A 20,386-nucleotide genomic window follows, 5' to 3' on the forward strand; every position below is an offset into this window, starting at 1 on the left:
ATGATAAAGGCCGTCTGAAAAGGAATGAAATTCTCCTTTTCAGACGGCCTTTAAGTTTTTATAAGACGGATAAACGGCAAATTTTGGCTCAGGTCAAATCAAGCGGGGAAATATGGGGTTTGTTTGATACTACAATGAATTACATATCACGGTGCGGCAGAATCTGTATTAAGATTCAGATATTGGTAAAACAGGCAGAATGCAATGAGTGAAATATTGGAGCAGCAGGCTGTAGAGGCCGGTATTGATTTAGGTTACCACGACATCAACGGGACATATCATGCGACCAAACCTGAAGTTTTGGAATCGATCGTTGCTGTTCTGGACAAAAGCAAACCGGATTCAGACGGCCTTTATCTGAATACGATGGTCGCGCATGAAAACGGCGAAGAATCTTTACAGATGCCGTCTGAATTTCATGGTGCGGAAGCGGTCGTATTGATTGATGAGGCGGATGAGTGCCAGACCTTGACTTTATATCCGGGCGACAACGATACGCTTTGGATTAAGCTGCCCCAACTGGCTTGCGGTTATTACACTTTGTCGGCCGAGACCGGCGGCAAATGTCGCCTTGTACGCCTGATTGTTGCACCTGAATCGGTTTACCAACCCAAACTGCTTGCCAATGGCGGTCGGATGAATGGTTTGACCATGCATTTGTATAGCCTGCGTTCCGAGCGCAACTGGGGCATAGGCGACTTTACCGATTTGCTGAACCTGATGAAATACGCGGCGGAGAAAAAGCTGGATTTTGTTGGTATCAACCCTTTGCACGCCTTGTTTACCAGTAAGCCTGCCTTTGCCAGCCCTTATAGCCCTTCTTCGCGCGAATGGCTCAATCCGATTTATTTGGATATCGAGAAAGTCGGCGCGTTTACTTATAACGAGCAACTGAAAAATTGGCTGGCACAACCGAAAATCCGTCAGCGCATTGCCGCTTTGCGTGTTACGGAAACGGTGACTTATACGGCGGTTTGGGCATGCAAGCGTGATGCGTTGCACATGGCGTTTAACGCGTTTGAACAAGATACCTGCGAAGTCGCAGAAAATGAGCGCGCTGCATTTGAAGCTTTTGTATTAGAAAAAGGCAAGGCTTTGCAGGGCTTCGGTTTGTTTGAGGCTTTGGACCAGTATTACAGCCGTCCCGGACAAGTGGGTTGGCAGTCATGGCCGTCTGAATTTCATCAGCCTGATGGCGAAGCAGTAGAAAAATTCGCGCGCAGCCATGAACGTGAAATCCGTTTTTATATGTGGCTGCAATGGCTTTGCGCGGAGCAGTTGCACGAAGTCAACCAAGCCGCTGCCGAATACGGTGTCAAACTCGGCATTTACGGCGATTTGGCAGTCGGCGTGGCGCGAGGCAGCGCGGATACTTGGTTAAACCGTCAAGATTATTGTATGGACGTATCGGTCGGTGCGCCGCCCGATCCTTTAGGGCCGACAGGGCAGAATTGGAATTTGCCGCCGCTTAATCCGTCGATGTTGAAACATACGAGCTATGAAAAGTTTGCCCATTTGTTGCGCGAAAACATGCGCCTGTATGGCGTGTTGCGGATTGACCATGTGATGTCATTGTGTCGTTTGTGGTGGGTTTTAAACGATAAAACAGCGGATTTCGGCGCATATGTGCATTACGATGCCGAAGTGACTTTTGCCATATTGGCTTTGGAAAGCCAGCGCAACCGTTGCGTCATCATCGGCGAGGATTTGGGGACGGTGCCCGATCAAGCGCGTTATCTGCTTCACCGCTATCAAGTGTTCTCCTACAAAGTGATGTATTTCAGCAAGGGCTGGAACGGTTTTCAATTACCTGAAGAATACCCCGAGCAGGCGATTACGGTCATCAGTACCCACGATGTCGCTCCTTTGGCAGGTTATTGGATAGGCAAAGATTTGGATACGATGTTCAAACTCGGTACTTTGCCAGATGCAGCCGCTTTTCAGACGGCCTTGGACGAGCGCGAACACGATAAAGCCGATTTGCTGGACAAATTGAAAGAAACCGGCTGTCTGGGTGCGGATGTACAAATGCCGGCAAAAGCCGATGAAACCTTGCTGGCGGCTTTGCATAAATACGGCGCATTGAGCCGCAGCAAACTTTACGCCGTACAGTTGGAAAACCTGCTGGGCGTCATCGACAATCTGAATGTCCCGGGTGTAACTGAAGGCTATCCGAACTGGGCGCAAAAAATGCCGGTTTCTTTGGAAGATTTCCTACAACACCGCCTCATGGGCGGCCAACTTGCCATTATTGACGAGGTACGCATGAAAACAAACAGCCAAATCAAGACTTATCATGAACTTGACCAAATCGAGCGCGATACGGTCGAAAGCCTGTTTCTTGCCACCCATAGCGATGTGTTCGCTTATCTGGGACGACACCGCCTTGCAGAGGGCGATGAAGTGGTGCGCGTTTTAATTCCCGGCGCAGTAAGCGTGGATATTGTGAACCGCCACAGCGGCGAACTCATCGTGCCGTCTGAAAAAATTGATGAACGCGGTTTCTTTGTGGCCGTCTTGCCCGATGATGCGCCCGATTACGCTTTGCGTATCCGTTACACCGAAGACACCGAGCCAGTGATTGAAGAAGACCCTTATCATTTCAGCTCTGCGTTGCAAGACATGGATTCCTGGCTGTTGGCCGAAGGCAAGCACCTGCGTCCTTATGAGACTTTAGGCGCGCATTTTGCCGAGTTGGACGGCGTGAAGGGCGTACGCTTTGCCGTATGGGCGCCCAATGCGCAACGCGTTTCCGTTATCGGCGAGTTCAATAACTGGGACGGTCGCCGCCATGTGATGCGTTTCCACCGCGACAACGGCATTTGGGACATCTTTATTCCTGCCGTCAAACTCAATGCCCTCTACAAATTTGAAATCCGCGATGCCAACGGCGATGTGCGCGAAAAAGCCGACCCGTATGCTTTCGGTGCGGAACTGCGTCCGACCACGGCATCTATCGTGCGCGGTTTGCCTGACGAAGTGGAAGAACCGGCCTTCCGCGCTCGCGCCAATGCCATTGATGCGCCGATCAGCATTTATGAAGTGCATTTGGGTTCGTGGAAACGCAATCCGGAAAACAATTTCTGGCTGACTTATGAAGAGCTGGCCAAAGAACTGGTGGCATACGTCAAAGACATGGGCTTTACCCATATCGAGTTCCTGCCCGTGTCCGAATATCCGTTTGACGGCTCATGGGGCTATCAGGCAACCGGTTTGTATGCGCCGACCAGCCGTTTCGGTTCGCCGGAAGAATTGCGCGCATTGATTAAAGCCGCACACGACGAGGGTATCAGCGTTATCCTCGACTGGGTAGTCGGCCATTTCCCAACCGACGACCACGGCCTGGCCAAGTTTGACGGCACTGCGCTGTACGAACACGCCGACCCGCGCGAAGGCTACCACCAAGACTGGAACACCCTGATTTACAACTTCGGCAGAAACGAAGTGAAAAACTTCCTGCAAGGCAACGCCCTGTATTGGATAGAACGTTTTGGCTTTGACGGTATCCGCGTTGACGCGGTGGCTTCGATGATTTACCGCAACTATTCGCGCAAAGATGGCGAGTGGATTCCGAACCAATACGGCGGCCATGAAAACCTTGAAGCCATCGCTTTCCTGCGCGATACCAACACCATGTTGAAAGAAGAAGTTCCGGCTGCGACCGAAATTGCCGAAGAATCTACTTCATTTGCCAATGTGACCCGCCAAGAAGGTTTGAACTTCAGCTTCAAATGGAATATGGGCTGGATGAACGATACTTTGCGTTACATGATGGAAGACCCCATCAACCGCAAATACCACCACAACAAAATGACCTTCGGCATGATGTACCAGTACAGCGAAAACTTTGTCCTGCCGCTTTCTCACGATGAAGTTGTGCACGGCAAACGCTCGCTGCTCGGACGTATGCCCGGCGACTGCTGGCAACAATTTGCCAACCTGCGTGCCTACTACGGCTTTATGTACGGCTTCCCCGGCAAAAAACTCTTGTTTATGGGCAGCGAGTTTGCACAAGGCCGCGAGTGGAACTACAACGAAGGACTGGATTGGTTCTTGCTGGAGCAAGAAGGCGGCTGGCACAAAGGCGTACAAGACTTTGTGCGCGAATTGAACCATGTCTATAAAGACAACGCGCCGCTTTACCAATTAGACCAATGGCCTGAAGGATTTGAATGGCTGGTTGCCGATGACGGCGACAATTCCGTATTCGTTTTCGAGCGCCGCGACCGTGAAGGCAACCGCGTTATCGTCATCAGCAACTTCACGCCAGTAGTACGTGAAGGCTATCGATTTGGCGTAAATTCTGCCGGCGAATACCGCGAAATCCTCAATTCAGACGACCTGCATTACAAAGGCAGCGGCGTTTCTGCCGGTGCAACGGTGGAGACAGATGAAGTTTGGTCGCATGGTAAACCAAATTCCCTGTCTGTTACCGTACCGCCGTTGGCAACCGTGTACCTGTATCAGGCGGTAGTCAAAGAAGAAGCGTAAATCAACTTTGAGGGTGGGTATCATGCCTGCCTAATCAGCTGAAAATTAAAAGATAGTGATATCAATATGACTCAAGGCCGTCTGAAAGATTTTCAGACGGCCTTATATTGGACACGAAACCAAATACATACCAAGGAATCATTCTATGACTGCCAAATCATGGCATATCGAGGAAGGCAAGCCTTATCCCATGGGCGCGACCCTGACAAGCAAGGGCGCGAATTTCACCTTGTTTTCCATCAATGCCGAAAAGGTCGAATTGTGTCTGTTTGATAAGGATAAAGAAACCCGTTTGGAGATGCCTTCGCGGCGTGGTTCGGTATTTTACGGATTTGTGCCGGATGTTAAGGCAGGACAGCGATACGGTTTCCGCGTGTATGGACGTGAAAACGCAGAATACGGCTCATGTTTTAATCCCAACAAATTGCTGATTGACCCGTATTCCAAAAAAATTGACGGCAAACCAAGTTACCGTACCGCCGAAGAAATGGCATGGTTCAGGCCGGAAGATGAACGCGACAATGCCGCCGTTGCTCCGAAAAGCGTCGTGATCGGACGCAGCCGATTTAATTGGGCCAAAGATTGTAGACCGGAAATACCGTGGGGCAAAACCGTTATTTATGAAGCCCATGTCAAAGGGTTTACCAAGCAGTTCCCCGATTTGAAATATGCAGGCACTTATAAAGCCTTGAGTGATAAACGGGTTTTGGCCTATCTGCAAGAGTTGGGGGTGACGACGGTCGAGCTGCTGCCGATTCATTATCATCTGGACGAATACCATCTTCAGCAAATGGGCTTGAGCAATTATTGGGGCTACAACACTTATTCCCATTTTGCTGTTGAGCCGTCTTATGCCGATAATCCCGAGCGTGCGGCGGCGGAGTTTAAACAAGCGGTCAAAGCCCTGCATCAGGCAGGTTTGGAAGTGATTTTAGATGTCGTGTACAACCATACGGCAGAGCAGGACGACAAAGGCCCGATGCTGTGTCAGCGCGGTATCGACAACACGTTATGGTATTGGCACACCCCTTACGGCAATTATGAAAACTGGTCGGGTTGCGGCAATACGCTCAATATTGTCCGGCGCGATGTTACCCGTTGGGCGGCAGATAGCCTGCGCTATTGGGCGGAAGAGTTTCATATCGACGGCTTCCGTTTCGATTTGGGAACCGTATTGGGACGCGAGCCCGATTTCCAATCGTACGGCCGTTTTTTCCAAGTCCTGTATCAAGACCCGGTTTTGGCTGGTTTGAAGCTGATTGTCGAAGCATGGGACATCGGCGAGGGCGGTTATCACTTGGGCAATTTCCCGCAACCTTTTGCCGAATGGAACGGCCGTTTCCGCGATGATATGCGCGCGTTTTGGTCATGGGAAAGCGGCAATTTGGGCGCATTTGCCGAACGCTTGGCCGGGTCGTCCGATATTTTCAACCACAGCGGCCGCCACCCATCCGCCAGCATCAACTTCATCACTGCACACGACGGCTTCACTCTGCGCGATTTGGTCAGCTACAACGAGAAACACAACGAAGCGAACGGCGAAAACAACCGCGACGGGCATAATGAAAACATCAGCTACAACCACGGCGTAGAAGGCGAAACTGATGATGAAGAAGTTTTGCTCAACCGCGAATACACTTCCAAAGCGCTGCTTGCCTCCTTATTTTTATCCAACGGTACGCCCATGCTTTTGGCCGGCGATGAGTTTGGCAACAGTCAGCACGGCAACAACAACAGCTACTGCCAAGATAATCCGATTACATGGTTGGATTGGCAAAATGAGTCCCATATGTTGCAGAATTACACTCAAGAGCTGATACGCGTCCGAAGTCAAATCAAGTTGCTGACAGATGATTGCTGGTGGGAAAAAGAGCGTGTGCAATGGCTCAATGCTGATGGCAGCCCGATGACGGAATATTGTTGGCACAACAGGGGCAGCAAGGCGATTCAGATTGTTTTGGACGATAAATGGCTGCTGTTGGTCAATGCCAAACGTAGTCGTCAGTTATTTAACCTGCCTCAAGGCAATTGGGAAATTTCTTGCGTACCATCTGAGAAATTTAATTACGAAGAATCAGGAAAATGTGTTGTTGAGCATATGGGGATTTGGATTTTACATAAAACAAATTAAATGAGAATTAAACTATTGATTGATTAACTCTTTGATATTTTGTCGATATTTGTTCATTTTTAGCTTGGTAGTATAAATTGAAAATGCCGATAAGATGATGAATGGTTTAATTGTTAATTGAATGTTTTATAAAGAAAAATATATCCTTTTTTTTGAATCTTTCCGCTATAATCTCCTTAGTTTGTAACAAATCTACGCACCATTCCTTTCAGACGGCCTGTTGCCGTTGTCAGGCCGTCTGAAAACCGAGTTTCGTTGTTTTTAATAAAACCATCAGGCGCGTTGTCCAGTGCCTCACGCTAGAGAAAGGCTTCCATGGCTAAGAAAAAACTCCCCATCTCCGGTTACGATTATGTAATGCCTAAACCGGACGCCGAAACCATCCGCAAGTCCATCGTTTACAAGCTGATTTTCATCTTGGGCGTAGATCCGAAGGAGGCAACTTCACACCAATGGCTCAACGCCGCCATGCTTGCCGCGCGTGACCTGATTGCGGAAGATTTCCTCAAAACACGCCGCGCCCACATCGATAACAGCAAACGCATGGTTTATTACCTGTCTATGGAATTCCTGCTTGGACGTTCGTTTGTCAACGCGCTGATTAACGAAGGCGTTTATGCCGAGTTTGAAGAAGCCTTCAAGCAACTGGGCAAAGAATTTGCCGATGTATGCGAACAAGAAGAAGATCCGGGTTTGGGTAATGGCGGTTTGGGCCGTCTGGCCGCCTGCTTCCTCGACTCTTTGGCAACCCTGCGCATTCCGGCCATGGGCTACGGTATCCGTTACCAATACGGTATGTTCAAACAAGAAATCGTGGATGGCCAACAAGTTGAAAAACCTGATTTGTGGCTCGACCAAGATTTGGCATGGCAATTTGCCCGTCCGAACAAACAATATTCCGTCCGTTTCGGCGGTCAAGTGTTGAACTTGGGCGACAAAAAAGAATGGCAGCCGAGCGAAGAAATTTCCGCTTGGGCATACGATGAAATCATTCCGGGCTATGGCGGTGAATGTGCCAACCCATTGCGTTTGTGGACCGCACACGCAGGCAACCTGTTTGACCTTGCCGACTTCAACCGAGGCGATTATGCCTCTGCCGTTCGCGCACAAAACAGTGACGAAAACATCTCACGCGTTCTGTATCCGAACGACTCTACCGATTCCGGCCGCGAATTGCGCCTGAAACAAGAATACTTCTTGGTTTCCGCTTCTGTTCAAGACATTGTTGCCCGCCACAAATGCCGTTTCCCAAGCATCCACACTTTGGCAGACGAAGTCGCCATCCACTTGAACGACACCCATCCGGTGCTCGCTATTCCAGAATTGATGCGCATCCTGATTGACGAAGAGGGCATTGCATGGACTGAAGCATGGAATATGTGTTGTAAGATTTTCTCTTACACCAACCACACATTGATGAGCGAAGCCTTGGAAACTTGGCAGGTTGACCTGATGGGCCGTCTGCTGCCACGCCACTTGGACATCATCTTTGAAATCAACGCCTACTTCCTCAATGCCTTACGCGCCATCGGCAACTTCGACGACGACTTTGTCCGCCGCGTATCCATTATTGACGAAACCCACGGCCGTCGCGTCCGCATGGCATGGCTTGCCGTGATCGGTTCGCACAAAGTCAACGGCGTGGCCAAAATCCACTCCGATTTGATGACCACATCCATCTTTGCCGACTTTGCCAAAGTGTTCCCGGAACGCTTTACCAACGTAACCAACGGCGTAACCCCGCGCCGCTGGATCAACATCGCCAATCCGGGTTTGACCAAATTTTTGGACAAACATCTAGGCGACGAAGACTGGCGTCTGCATTTGGATAACCTGACCAAGCTCAACGACAAAGTGGACGATCCTTCCGTACAGGCAGAATTCGGCGAAGTGAAAAAAGCCGCCAAAGAGCGCCTCGCCAAATACATCGAAACCGAGCTGGGCATCAAGGTTAATACCGATGCACTTTTCGACATCCAAATCAAACGTATCCACGAGTACAAACGTCAAGCATTGAACGTGATGCACATCGTCGACCGCTACAACAAAATCTTGGAAAACCCGGATTTCGATTGGCAGCCGCGCGTGTTCATCTTTGCCGGTAAAGCCGCTTCTGCCTATTACATGGCGAAGAAAATCATCCGATTGATTAACGACGTTGCCAAAGTCATCAACAACGACCCCCGTATCCGCGACCTGATTAAAGTCGTTTACATCCCGAATTACAGCGTCAGCCTTGCCCAAATCATCATCCCAGCCGCCGATTTGCACGAACAAATTTCACTGGCAGGTACAGAAGCATCCGGTACCAGCAACATGAAATTTGCCCTCAACGGCGCAATCTGCATGGGTACACTGGACGGAGCGAACGTCGAAATTTTGGAAAAAGTCGGCGCGGACAACTGCTTTATCTTCGGTAACACCGTAGAACAAGTCGAAGAAATCCGCCGCAACGGTTACGACCCGTTGAGCTATATCGAGCGAGACAGCGACCTGCGCCGCGTCGTCAACCAAATCAGCCAAGGTACTTTCTCTCCGGAAGAGCCAAACCGCTACAACGACGTGTTGCAACCATACGGCGACTTTTATCAGCTGATGGCCGATTTCCGCAGCTACATCGACACGCAATACAAAGCGGACGAACACTACCGCAACGTATCCGCATGGCGCAAATCAGCCTTGATTAACATCGCCAACATGGGCTTCTTCTCATCTGACCGCTCCATCGCCGACTACTGCCGCGATATTTGGTACATTAAACCATTGAGCGAAAAAGAATTGCCCGGCAGAAATTAAGCGTTGAGCAGATAGCGAAAGCCGATACATCAGGAAGGTGTATCGGCTTTTTTTCAGACGGCATGAAATAGAAAGGAGTAAAACAGTATGGTTGTATCGCTGTTTTAGGGTATTGCTAAATGACTCAATTTAAAATCGGTATTTAAAATTTAGTAGCCATTCATTTTGATGGTAGCGGTAATGTGCTGTATTGCTATGGGAGATTGAGCGTCTAAAACGAAATTCAGGATACACACCTTTAAGGTTCCACTGCGGAAAGCCTACAGCGGCTATCATGATGTATTGATTGTCGCGTCGCCGTCTGTTGTCGCTGACAAAACTTGCCGCGTCATAAAGACTGAGGCGGTGAAGCAGGATGGTATTGAGGTAAGTACCGCTTGAAAAAAAACTATATGCGCCCAGCCGTGTCGTATATTCCTTGCTGGAAGAAGATTTTTCGGGATAAGCTTTGCGTGTTGCATCAAAGTTGGCGAACAGGCCGCTTTGGGGTGTGAGAGAAAATTCTGCCCCTACGCCCAGTTCGTATTGCTTATAGTTGGCAAAATAATCTTTGTTTTGTCCACTATATCCGGTCTTTTTTGCTCCGGCATGTGAGTTAATACGCCAGCGTGGGGAGAGTGTGCGTGACCAGTTGACATCCGTGCCCCATGCGCGGTAGTGGGTGTGGCGGTTGCGGAAGTCGTATTCGAAATAGGGCAGCAGGGAAAAGGAGGAGCGTGCGTCGGCATAGGCGTATCCCGCGTAAAGCGAACCGTTGTGATAGCCGTAATCCGGCATGGCCGCCGAACTTTTGTCTTTTTCCGTGTAGCGGTTGCCGTACAGCACACCGCGCACCTGTACACCGTGATGCCCTTTGAGCGGGATGGTTTTTTCGGAGGTCGCGCTATAGGATGAGAAGGTCGAATCCGTTGGTGCGGGCAGGGTGCGCTCCATCAGGCACATGCCTGAGATTTCCCACACGCATTGGTTGATGCCGTTGCCTTGGTTTACATTGCTATTGTAGCCGTAGCCGAGGCTGATTTGGCCGTGCCAGCGGCGGCGTTTGCCCAGTTCGGACAGATAGTTTTCCACGATGGGGCGGGTTTCAGCAGGAATATCTGTTTTCAGAACTTTCTCAAACGCGGCGGCGGACTCTTTGTTTTGGTTGTCTTCGGCATAAAATCGCCCCGCTTCGAGCAGCAGGCGGGGGTTGTCGGGTTCGGCTTCCAAGGCCGTCTGAAAACTATTCCCCGCCGCGTGGAAATCCCCTTCGTCCCGTTTTTGCAGCGCATCGGCCAAATGAATCAGCGCGGGTTTGTGCCGGGGCAGTTTGGCGTAGCGGGCAGCGAACTGGCGCACCTTGTGCCACTGCCGCGCGTTGAGGGCGTGGTAAATCGCGCTTTCCAGTTCTTCCGCCGTATCGCCGACTTGATAGACTGTACCGTCTATCATGATGTAGCCGTCGTTTTCCCCCACTTCACCGCGTGCCTGTTCCGTGTCCAGCCAGCCGCTTTCGCGGTATTGCTGCGTTTGGCGGCTGCCCTCGTCCAGCAGGCGGCGGCGTTCGTCTGCGGCATCGTCGGACGGGGCGGCAAGGCAGACCGTACAGAGCGGCAGGAAAAGCAGGCAGAGGCGGTGGTTCATGGGATGGGGTCCTTTGGGCGGGGAGGCCGTCTGAAAGAAGTAAAAACAGAAATTCCGCAAGGCAATGCAGGTTTGCACGGCACTTCGGAAACAAGTCAGCCGCAGTATATTTATGCCTACTGCGGCTTTTGTTAAAAAACGGCGGTTTTCCTGATTGCGGGAACGTACGGCCAAACGCCGAAAACACCGGCATTCCCTAATCGCGTAAGCGGGCAAGGTTATTTTTTCGCGCCGCCGAAGGCTACATCGTCGCCTTTGCCGTTGCCGCGTTCGGCATAGCCCGCCATAGCTGCCGCGCCATTGCCGTAGAATTGGCCTTGGATTTTTTCATGATTACCCGCACCGCTTTTAAACGTACCAGCGGAGTTGGTAATTTCAACACCATTAAAGCTCAAATCCTTATCGCCTGCGCGTTTCAGCGCGCCGCTCATAGAACCTTTGTCGCCCGTACCGAATGTGGCTTTGATTTCACCGGTATAGAAATCGTTTTTGCCCGGCGTGTGCTTGTTGATACCGACAACGTTATAGGTAGCCGCAGCCAAGTTTCTGGTGTTTTTGGTCGGATTCTCACCCACAAACCAAACCGTGCGGTTGCCGTCGTTCATATTCAAATCCGTGCTGTTGGCAATCTGATTGCTGTTGCCTTTGCGCGGCGCCCATTCGCCGAAGAAGACGTTGGTTGCCGCAGTCGGCACTTTGGCAAAAGTCATGCCGCCGAATTTCGGCGCAATCGGTAATTTTGGGTCGGCCATTTGGCGTACGCTGAACACTTCGGTGTTGTTGGCGCGTTTTTCATACCACACTTGGGCGAGTTTGGTTTTCGAGAACCAGCCCGCAATCGGGTTGATGTCGCCGGGTTGCAGATATTTCGGATTGGCCGTGCCGTTTACATTGGCGTTCTGATTACCGCCGTTGATGGGCGCATTGCCGTATTTGTTGCGGATGCGCTGCGCGGGGCCGGCTTGGAGGTTGATGGATTTGGACAGGCCGTTGCCTGTGCTGACTTTGATACCGGCCGCACCTGCACCGAAGGGTAGAGAATCTGATGTTTTGGGTTCGATTAAGTTTGGATTGCTTGAACCACCTTCCACATTAGCCGCATGAGCAGCAGAGCCGAAGGCTGCGGTCAGAAGGACGGCGAGGGTTAATTGCGATGCTTTCATGATTTTTCCTTTAAAGAAAAATATGATGGATACCGCTGTTTTGTCTCGAGCGGCAAGGTGTATCGGGTGTTACCGATAGGGCGCATATTAATATAAATAAAAATATAAATCTAATTAAAACTCATTATCAAATATAAAGTGCGGATTGCATTTGTCAATATTTTATTTTTAATATCATTGCATTATCATCTAAGAAATACAAATATTATAGTAACGGTAACAGGCTGTAGCCGACGGGCAGATTCCTGCCCATCGGCTGCATAGGATACAGTCAAGCCTTAAAACCTGCCCTTGATGCCGAAGGTAACCGTCCTGCCCGGGCCGGGACAGGGGTGCTGGACATCGGGTCTAGATAATAGCGGTTGGCGAGGTTGGTAACGCCGAAATTCAAGTCTATATGTTTCCCTATGCGGTAGCGGGCATAGGCATCAAGCAGGGTGGCGGCGTGCCAGCCGTAGGGTTTGCCGTTACGCTCATACACCTGCCCCGCGCCGTCGGCAATCAGCTTATCGTAGTTTTTCCGCTCCGCCTTGCTGTGGTGGATGGCGCGCATGCCCAATTCCAGTTTTTCGTTGAAGAAGCGCGTGCCTACATCAAGGGTAAGCGAATATTTGGGCTGCAGGGACTGGAAGAAGCGGCTGAGGCCGAAGCCGCCTTCAAGGCATTCGGGTACGCGTTGCAGGTAATAGTCGAATTTGAAGGCGATGCCCTTGTCGCATACCATATGTTTCAAACGGTAAGTGCCGCCGAAGGAGGCGAAGAAGCGACCATTGTCTAGGCGGATTTGCAGTTCTACCCCCTTGCTGATTGCCTTGTCGTATTGGATCATGCCGCCGTCCATATTCGAGGTGTCGATTTGGTTTTTGATTTTATTGCTGTAGTAGGTGAGGCGGAGGTCGCCTTGGCGCAGTTTGGCGAAATGCGGGGCGAAATTGAAATTGTAGCCTACTTCCCAGTTGGTGCTTTTTTCCGGCTTCAGGCTGTATTCGGCCACGGTCTCGCTGCCGTACAGACCGCCGCTGCCGGTGGCGGCGGTCAGTTCGTAGAGGCTGGGAAAGCGGCTCATGCGGGCATAGCGGGCGAAGAGGCGGTGGTTGTCGGCAATATCGTAGCTGACCGACAGCATGGGCGACCAGGAATACGCGTGCTGCTCCTGCGGCATGCGCCAGCGTTCGGCTTCGCTGAATTGATGCCGGATCCAAGCGGTACGGTTTAGGTCGCTATTGAATTCCAGTGCTTGATCATTGCCGGTTTTTGATGGTAGTTGGTTTTCATTGGCCATACGGTCCGTTGTTTCGCTTACCGAACCGGGTGTTATGCCTATATGTGATCCGGGAATATAACGGCGGTAGCTGCCGCGTTTTCCTTGCGGGTTGTTTACTCTCTCGCGGTACATTTCCGGCGTAATTTGTACTTTGTCGGGGGCAAATTTTCCTGCATTCATTGGAATGATCTGTTTGCGGCGCAGTACATATAGTACATCGGTATTTTTATTGCCGTCCGCATACTGAACAAAATTTCCATCAGATTTGGCGTAAAACCGAGTATCCTGACCAACGAGAGTATCATGCGGATCAAAATCGTAACCATTTTTTTCCTTAAAACGGCGGTTAAGGGCTTGATATTCTGCAACCTGACCCCCGATCCTATCGGGATCATAAAGCTGCAACATCCGCTGCTGGTTGGCAATATCTTCTTCATCCGCCAATTCAAAATACGGCATCATCAGGCCGGTAACATAGCTGTCCGAACCCAGGCCGTACTGATACCAGGGGTTGCGTGCGGCACGCTGCCGCGCCAGTTCGATATTGCGTCCTTTGAAGTTCTGATAGCGCACGCCCGCCTGTATGTTCAGGCGGGAAGTCGGTTTCCAATCGAAGACCAGGTTCGCGCCCCATTCGCGCTTTTTCGCCGACTGCGGGCCGCCCAAGGCCGCCATGCGGGTCAGTACGCCGAAAGTATTCATCAAATCATTGCTGTCGGCGGTATCGGTGCGTTCTTCCAGCGTTTCGCGCTGGTAGTCGGCGGCAAGGGTGAGGCTGAGTTTGTCGGAAAGGCGGAAGCGGTTGCTGAGGTTGAAGCCGTTGCGGACGACGTCGGTACGCTGCCGCGCGCCGGGAACGATGATGCGGTCGGGATGTTCGATGTAGTAGCGTTCCTGATTCAGCTTTTGCTTCAGTTCGGCCAGATTCATCAGCTTGCCGATTTGGTTGGTCTGGTCGGTCAGCACATTTTTGTCGGCGGGCGTGATGGCGTAGTAGCCGCCCGTATGCCCCATCCAGCGGTCAGTAATCGCACGGTTGTTTTCATCGTGTTCTGCCAGCTTGCGGGCGATTTTGTCGGGCGTGTCTTCTATCATGCGCAGCACTTCTTCGTGGGTTCGCGCCGAGCCGTAGGTGTTCGACGCCATCGCGCTTTCGCAGCTTTCCCCCCGCAGGTTAGGCGAGGGCTGTTTGCGTATGTTGCACCAATACCAAAGGTCGTACTCATAGTCGGGCGTAATGACGCCGACGACGGGGCCGCCGCTCTGATGGCGGTTGCTGTCGGTCTTCACCCGCCACATATCGGCTTGAAGGTCTATCCATTTGTTGTTTTGCGGCTTCCATTCGTAGCCGATTTTGTAGGTTTTGCTGTCGATTTTCGTCCCTATCCCTGGTGCCTGCTGCGCAGGTTCGTCTAGGGATTGTTCGGCGAAACCGAGTATCCATGCCGTTATCAGGGGGTTGATTTCGCCGAAGCCGATTTTGTTGTCCATATATTGCAGGCTGATTTTTTGGTTGCCCGGCAGATACCAGTTGTTTTTCAGCAGCAGGGTTTTGGTGTCGGTGTGGCTGTTCATAATTTCTTCGCCCGGCCGGAACAGGACGGCCATATTCGGCACCAGGCTGGCGGAAGATTTGCAGAGCATGTCTTTTTCCCGCCATGATTTGTCAGGATACTGGTCGTAACAGGCATCCGCACCGTAAATGGGGTTGTTGAGGTAGCTTTGATAGCCGCGTTTACCCGCGTAGTAGTTGCCCTTTTGGCGGTGGCTGTATGCGGCAAGGCCGTCTGTAATGTCGGTTTTGAAGGCGGCGGACAACATCAACTGCCTGTCGTCTTTGAAGTTGGTGTGGCTTTTGCCACCCGCATACTTCGTACCCGCTATGCCTTCGTCCAACAACAGGGCGGTGGGGGAAGGTTTGCCGGTATAGCCGGTCAATACATCGGGCATACCCGATACCCCGTCCGCCGTTGCGCCTATAGGCGAGAGGGTGCGGTAGTCGCGGCCTAAGAATTGGCGCAAGTCGTTTTTCTGCGCCACGGTGTTGCCGGAAAACTCGGTTTTGACTTCGATTCCCCAGTTTTTGCCTTCGGGGATGATGTCGGCGGGTTCGATGGTACGGATGGACATCGCACCGCCCACGCCTGATTTCACGCCGCGCGTCATGGCGGGGCTTTTTTCCACTGCGATGCTGCGGAACAGGGCGGGGTCGAGGTAGTTGCGGTCGCCCACACCGTAGTTGTTGAGCCAGACATCGACCGTCTGCTCCGTGCCGTCTAGTGTTACGGGGATACGGCCCTTGCCGGTGATGCCGCGTATATTGGGCGTAATCGCGCCGCCGGCGGTGCGGGTGTTCATGTTGTACACGCCGTTTAGGCCTTTGAGTACGTCGCCGGCGGATTGGACGCGGTAGCGTTCGAGGTATTCTTTGCCAACATAGGCGTTGGAGACGTTTTTGAATACACATCGTCCGCGCCTTTTTTGGTCGTTGGTACGTTTGCCACTGACAACAACGGTATCCAATTCTTGGTATTGTTCGGGTTGAGCTGAGGTTTCGATGACATTGGCAACGGTTAATGTGCTGAATGCGCTGGCAAGGCTGAGAATGATTATTTTGGGTTTGGGAGTAAAAGCAGACATAGTTTCTCTTTGTTAAGAACTTAATATAAGAGGTTAAAATACTCTTTTATATAAAAAATATAAAATTTTTAAATATTATTAATATTTATATAATAATTGATTATTCTTATCATTATTGAAATAATCTAATAAATAGCTGTTTTTATCATAATTTTGTTTGGATAATATTCAGATAAATAGAGATATGAAAAGGCCGTCTGAAAACTTTCAGACGGCCTTTTGTTTCATTTGCTTTGAGAGTTAATCAAGCAAGATTATTTTTCAGCTTCTTCAAAGCCGACGACTTCGAGGCCGAAGCCGGTGAGGCCGGTGAAGGATGACGGCTGGCCGAGGACGCGCAGTTTTTTGACGTTGAGGCCGGCGAGGATTTGTGCGCCTATGCCGTAGCTTTTGCTGTCCCATTTGTAGGCTTGGTTTGCGCCTTTGGGCAGGGTGCGGTCGAGCAGGGTGGCGCCGTCTTCGGTACGGTGCAGGAGGATGACTACGCCGCTTTCGGCTTGTTGGATGCGCTCAAGGGCTTTAGGCAGTGACCATGAATGGCGCGGATTGGCTTGGATGAAGTCCATCACGCTGAAGGGCTCGTGGACGCGGACGAGGGTTTCTTCGTCGGCGGAAGGTGTGCCTTTGACGAGGGCGAGGTGGGTTTCGCCGGAGAGTTTGTCGACGTAAACGTGTTGTTGGAACTCGCCCCATGGGGTTTGTACGGGTGAGTTGCCCATGTCTTCGAGCAGGCTTTCGGTACGGCTGCGGTATTCGATGAGGTCGGTAATGGTGCCGATTTTGAGATTGTGTTCTTCGGCGAACTTCATCAGTTCGGGCATGCGCGCCATGGTGCCGTCGTCGTTGATGATTTCGCAGATGACGGCGGCGGGGATGAGTCCGTTCATTTGTGCCAGATCGACGCCGGCTTCGGTGTGTCCGGCGCGGACGAGTACGCCGCCTTTTTGGGCGCGCAGTGGGAAGATGTGGCCGGGTTGGACGATGTCTTCAGGTTTGGCGGATGGGGAAACGGCGGTTTGAATGGTCAGGGCGCGGTCGGCGGCGGAAATGCCGGTGGTAATGCCGTGGGCGGCTTCGATGGAGACGGTAAAGTTGGTGCCGTATTGTGCACCGTTTTTCTGGGTCATCATGGGCAGGCCGAGTTTTTCGACCATTTCGCCGTCCATCGGCAGGCAGACCAGGCCGCGTGCGTTTTTGATCATGAAGTTGATGGCTTCGGGGGTAACGAATTGGGCGGCCATCAGCAAGTCGCCTTCGTTTTCGCGGTCTTCAGCATCGGTGATGATGACCATTTTGCCGGCTTTGATGTCTGCTAAGATTTCGGGGATGGTGGAGATGTGGGACATGGTATTTCTTTCTTGGCTGATGGTGGGGGCGTGGCGGTCTTGGTGGTCTTGATCCAGCCACATGTCAGGCATATTGGCTGCCTGCTCGATTTTTCGGGCTTTTTTCTCGCCGAAAGATTTATTTTTCAGCAGGGCGGACAGCTCGCCTTGGTTGATGGCGATGGCTTGGGCAAACTTGGTCTGCTGGCCGTTGTGGTGTTGTGTTATCCATTGCCGCAGGTTGTGGCGGCGCAGGTCGGTGGTATTCATGATGGGATGAAGTTGAATTGTGTGTAATGGATTGTAGTCTTGTCTTTACCAAAAGGCAAACTTTGTTTGCGGGGATTTTTTTATTACTTTTTGGTAATGAAATTTATTGTTTCAGACGGCCTGAATATGGCTTGAAATTGATGGTTTTGGGAGAATATGGGGAATGTTTTGATGATTATTTTAACGGGGGATGTTTGAAATGAAAATGTTTGGGCGCGGATTGGTCGTGCTGGTGTTGTGTGCGCTGACGGCTGCAGGCGGCTGGTTTTATGCCCTGCATGGTCAGAACGAAGAACATCAGGTTTTGTCCCGTGAGGGGGTTTTGATGCAGATTAAGCAGATGAACCGCTTGGAAAGTACGGCATTTTATATCGATACGATTATCCGTACGGAGAAAAAAGGGGATTGGCGCAGGCTGTGGCAGGATTCGCAAAGCGGTATTTTTATTGTGCGCGGTAAGGTGTTGGCCGGTTTGGATTTGGACAAATTAGGCGCAGACAATGTTAATATTGTGGACGACAAGGTATTGATCAGCCTGCCGGCGGTGGAAATCTTGAGCGTGGATTTGGAAAATATCGAAGTGTACGATATTCAGACCGGCTCGTTTAATTTGCTGCCTATGGATAAGTCGGTATTTAAGACGGTGCAGGAAGAGGCGAGACGGCAGGTATTGCAAAGCGCGTGTAAGGCTGAGATTTTGGAACATGCCAATCGTCAGGCGCAAATGCAGTTGGAAAACCTGTTTGCATTGACTCAGACGAAGGTGTCCGTCTATCCGGCTGCGATAGGGAAATGCGGTTAAATAGATTGCTTGAAAAGATAAGGCCGTCTGAAAATTTTTCAGACGGCCTTTATTTCATAAAGCCATTATCCGCGTCGTAAAACGGCGGTATTGATGTATTTTTGAATACCGGTGGCAATGGCTTGGGCGCATTGTTGGCGGAATGATTCGCTGCCGAGCAGCCGCTCTTCGGTAGGGTTGGAGAGGAAGGCGGTTTCCACCAAAATAGACGGAACATCTGGCGCACGGAGGACAGCGAAGTTGGCTTCGTCAACGCGGCCTTTGTGTAATTGGTTGAGTTTGCCCAATTCGGTCAAGACGGAATGGCCGAGCTTGCGGCTGTCGCGCAGGGTCGCGGTTTGGGTCATGTCTAAAATAGCGTTGTCGACATTAGGGTTGCCGCTGGTTTGTACGCCGCCGATGGCGTCGGCGTTGTTTTGGGTTTGGGCAAGGAATTTTGCCGCCGAGCTGGTCGCGCCTTTGGTATTGAGCATATATACGCCGGTACCGCGAGCGGACGGGCTGGTAAAGGCATCGGCGTGGATGGATACGAATACGTCGGCATTGCGCGCACGGCCTTTGGCAACGCGTACGCCCAATGGGATAAAGATGTCTTCGTTGCGTGTCATAAATACGTTGTAACCCAAGGCTTCGAGGCGTTTTTTGGTTTCGCGGGCAATGGAGAGTACGACGTTTTTTTCTTTGAGGCCGCTCGGGCCGATTGCGCCGGGGTCTTCGCCACCGTGACCGGGGTCGATCATAATCACGGGACGGCGGTTGCCACCGCTGCCGCGATTGTTTTTAGGGGCAGGGGCGTCGTATGCGATATTGGTATTTTGACGTTGTTTGGGAACATTGCCGTTGAGCAAGGCCATCATCGGGTCGTTGGCATCTGCGCCGTGCGGATAAAGGTCGATAACCAAGCGGTTTCTGAAGTTGCCGACGGGGGCGAGTGCAAAGACTTGCGGATGGGTGCTTTGTTTGAGGTCGATGACGATACGCACGGTATTGGGCGTATTTTGACCAGCACGAATGCTGCGGATAAAAGGGTCGTTAGACAGCACTTTGCTGGAAATGCCTTGCAGGACGCTGTTGATTTCCGCTCCTTGAATATCCACAACCAACCGGCTGGGGTTGTCCAACATAAAATGTTGGTATTTCATCGAGTGGTTGCTCTCAAGGGTAACGCGTGTGTAGGCGTTCGCCGGCCAAATGCGGACGGCAAGAAATTGCGCAGGAGAGGCCGGTTTGGCCAATGCGTCACCAACGGGCGTGAGGGTGAGAAATAGTCCTGTGCCTTGACGGAGAATGTGTCTTCTAGTTAATTTGACCATGATTCTAAACTTTTTCGGCCTTGGTTTGTGTGGGCGGAAAAGGTGCAGGTTCTGCCCTTATCGGTGTACGTCAATGTAATGGTAATGTCTGCCGGAGGCGTGAATTCTCCACCTTGCTGCGGCCATTCGATGAGGCAGATGCTGTCGGGCGCAAACAATTCGTCCAAACCGGCATCTTCCCATTCCTCGGGCATGGTAAAGCGGTAGAGGTCGAAATGGTGGAGGGTGAATGTATCCAGCGGATAAGATTCGACAATGGTGTAAGTCGGGCTTTTGACTGCGCCCGTATGCCCCAGTCCGCGCAAAATCCCGCGTGTCAGCGTGGTTTTGCCTGCACCCAGCCCGCCTTCAAGATAGATGGTCAGCGGAGCGGAAAGCTGCTTGCTCCATTCTTCACCCAGTTTCAGGGTTGCTTCTTCATCGGGCAGAAAACGGGTGTACAGTCCGTTTGAGTGCATGGAATAGGCCTTGTCGTTCAAAAGGCTTAATTATGATGGAATTGGCGGCGTTTGCAAACCTGATAGACGATAAAGTTAGATAAAGATAGTGTTGAGGCCGTCTGAAAACG

10 protein-coding genes are annotated in these 20,386 nt (G+C 51.3%); 4 read left to right on the forward strand and 6 right to left on the reverse strand.

The window, feature by feature from the left end:
* The first annotated feature begins 204 nt into the window (after positions 1 to 204).
* The 3 genes from glgB (at position 205) to TW89_RS06305 (ending at position 9,418) form a co-directional block, all read left to right on the forward strand.
* Positions 205 to 4,491, forward strand: a complete 4,287-nt coding sequence (gene glgB / locus TW89_RS06295; RefSeq protein ID WP_128580885.1) for a 1,4-alpha-glucan branching protein GlgB — start codon at positions 205 to 207, stop codon at positions 4,489 to 4,491.
* A 145-nt stretch (positions 4,492 to 4,636) separates the two neighbouring features.
* Positions 4,637 to 6,622 carry a glycogen debranching protein GlgX gene (glgX, locus tag TW89_RS06300; protein WP_128580886.1) on the forward strand — a complete coding sequence of 662 codons (1,986 nt, stop codon included), beginning with the start codon at positions 4,637 to 4,639 and terminating at the stop codon, positions 6,620 to 6,622.
* Positions 6,623 to 6,937: 315 nt separating this feature from the next.
* The gene (locus TW89_RS06305) at positions 6,938 to 9,418 is read left to right on the forward strand and encodes a glycogen/starch/alpha-glucan phosphorylase (RefSeq protein ID WP_128580887.1); all 2,481 of its coding nucleotides are present in this window, start codon (positions 6,938 to 6,940) and stop codon (positions 9,416 to 9,418) included.
* 129 nt (positions 9,419 to 9,547) lie between these two features.
* Here the strand turns inward: TW89_RS06305 and TW89_RS06310 are convergent, their stop codons facing one another.
* The 4 genes from TW89_RS06310 to ribBA form a co-directional block, all read right to left on the reverse strand.
* Positions 9,548 to 11,041: a surface lipoprotein assembly modifier gene (locus TW89_RS06310; protein ID WP_128580888.1), complete on the reverse strand. Its 1,494-nt coding sequence runs from the start codon at positions 11,039 to 11,041 to the stop codon at positions 9,548 to 9,550.
* Between the two features lie 218 nt (positions 11,042 to 11,259).
* Entirely contained in the window at positions 11,260 to 12,204 is a 945-nt protein-coding gene (locus TW89_RS06315; RefSeq protein WP_128580889.1) for a Slam-dependent surface lipoprotein, read from the reverse strand.
* A 271-nt stretch (positions 12,205 to 12,475) separates the two neighbouring features.
* Complete coding sequence (gene tdfG / locus TW89_RS06320; RefSeq protein WP_283114668.1) at positions 12,476 to 16,108, reverse strand: TonB-dependent receptor TdfG; 3,633 nt, start codon at positions 16,106 to 16,108, stop codon at positions 12,476 to 12,478.
* Between the two features lie 254 nt (positions 16,109 to 16,362).
* Positions 16,363 to 17,703 (reverse strand): bifunctional 3,4-dihydroxy-2-butanone-4-phosphate synthase/GTP cyclohydrolase II, encoded by a 1,341-nt coding sequence (gene ribBA, locus TW89_RS06325; protein WP_128580890.1) that lies wholly within the window; start codon positions 17,701 to 17,703, stop codon positions 16,363 to 16,365.
* 190 nt (positions 17,704 to 17,893) lie between these two features.
* Here ribBA and TW89_RS06330 point away from each other — a divergent pair, with 190 nt between their 5' ends.
* Positions 17,894 to 18,505 (forward strand): DUF4230 domain-containing protein, encoded by a 612-nt coding sequence (locus tag TW89_RS06330; RefSeq protein WP_128580891.1) that lies wholly within the window; start codon positions 17,894 to 17,896, stop codon positions 18,503 to 18,505.
* Between the two features lie 65 nt (positions 18,506 to 18,570).
* On the opposite strand, the gene TW89_RS06335 is transcribed toward TW89_RS06330, so the two are convergent.
* Both TW89_RS06335 and tsaE read right to left on the reverse strand, forming a co-directional pair.
* Positions 18,571 to 19,818, reverse strand: a complete 1,248-nt coding sequence (locus TW89_RS06335) for an N-acetylmuramoyl-L-alanine amidase (RefSeq protein WP_128580892.1) — start codon at positions 19,816 to 19,818, stop codon at positions 18,571 to 18,573.
* On the reverse strand, positions 19,806 to 20,276 hold the full coding sequence (tsaE, locus tag TW89_RS06340) for a tRNA (adenosine(37)-N6)-threonylcarbamoyltransferase complex ATPase subunit type 1 TsaE (protein ID WP_063076419.1): 471 nt from the start codon (positions 20,274 to 20,276) through the stop codon (positions 19,806 to 19,808). The genes TW89_RS06335 and tsaE overlap by 13 nt, the downstream gene beginning before the upstream one ends.
* Positions 20,277 to 20,386: the final 110 nt, after the last annotated feature.

The sequence above is a fragment of the Neisseria flavescens genome (assembly GCF_001618065.1).
GTDB lineage: Bacteria > Pseudomonadota > Gammaproteobacteria > Burkholderiales > Neisseriaceae > Neisseria > Neisseria flavescens_A.

Coding starts and splice junctions, on each gene's coding strand:
- TW89_RS06335 (WP_128580892.1), bottom strand. CDS start 19,818: ATGGTCAAATTAACTAGAAGACACATTCTCCGTCAAGGCACAGGACTA.
- ribBA (WP_128580890.1), bottom strand. CDS start 17,703: ATGAATACCACCGACCTGCGCCGCCACAACCTGCGGCAATGGATAACA.
- TW89_RS06330 (WP_128580891.1), top strand. CDS start 17,894: ATGTTTGAAATGAAAATGTTTGGGCGCGGATTGGTCGTGCTGGTGTTG.
- TW89_RS06305 (WP_128580887.1), top strand. CDS start 6,938: ATGGCTAAGAAAAAACTCCCCATCTCCGGTTACGATTATGTAATGCCT.
- tsaE (WP_063076419.1), bottom strand. CDS start 20,276: ATGCACTCAAACGGACTGTACACCCGTTTTCTGCCCGATGAAGAAGCA.
- glgB (WP_128580885.1), top strand. CDS start 205: ATGAGTGAAATATTGGAGCAGCAGGCTGTAGAGGCCGGTATTGATTTA.
- tdfG (WP_283114668.1), bottom strand. CDS start 16,108: ATGTCTGCTTTTACTCCCAAACCCAAAATAATCATTCTCAGCCTTGCC.
- glgX (WP_128580886.1), top strand. CDS start 4,637: ATGACTGCCAAATCATGGCATATCGAGGAAGGCAAGCCTTATCCCATG.
- TW89_RS06310 (WP_128580888.1), bottom strand. CDS start 11,041: ATGAACCACCGCCTCTGCCTGCTTTTCCTGCCGCTCTGTACGGTCTGC.
- TW89_RS06315 (WP_128580889.1), bottom strand. CDS start 12,204: ATGAAAGCATCGCAATTAACCCTCGCCGTCCTTCTGACCGCAGCCTTC.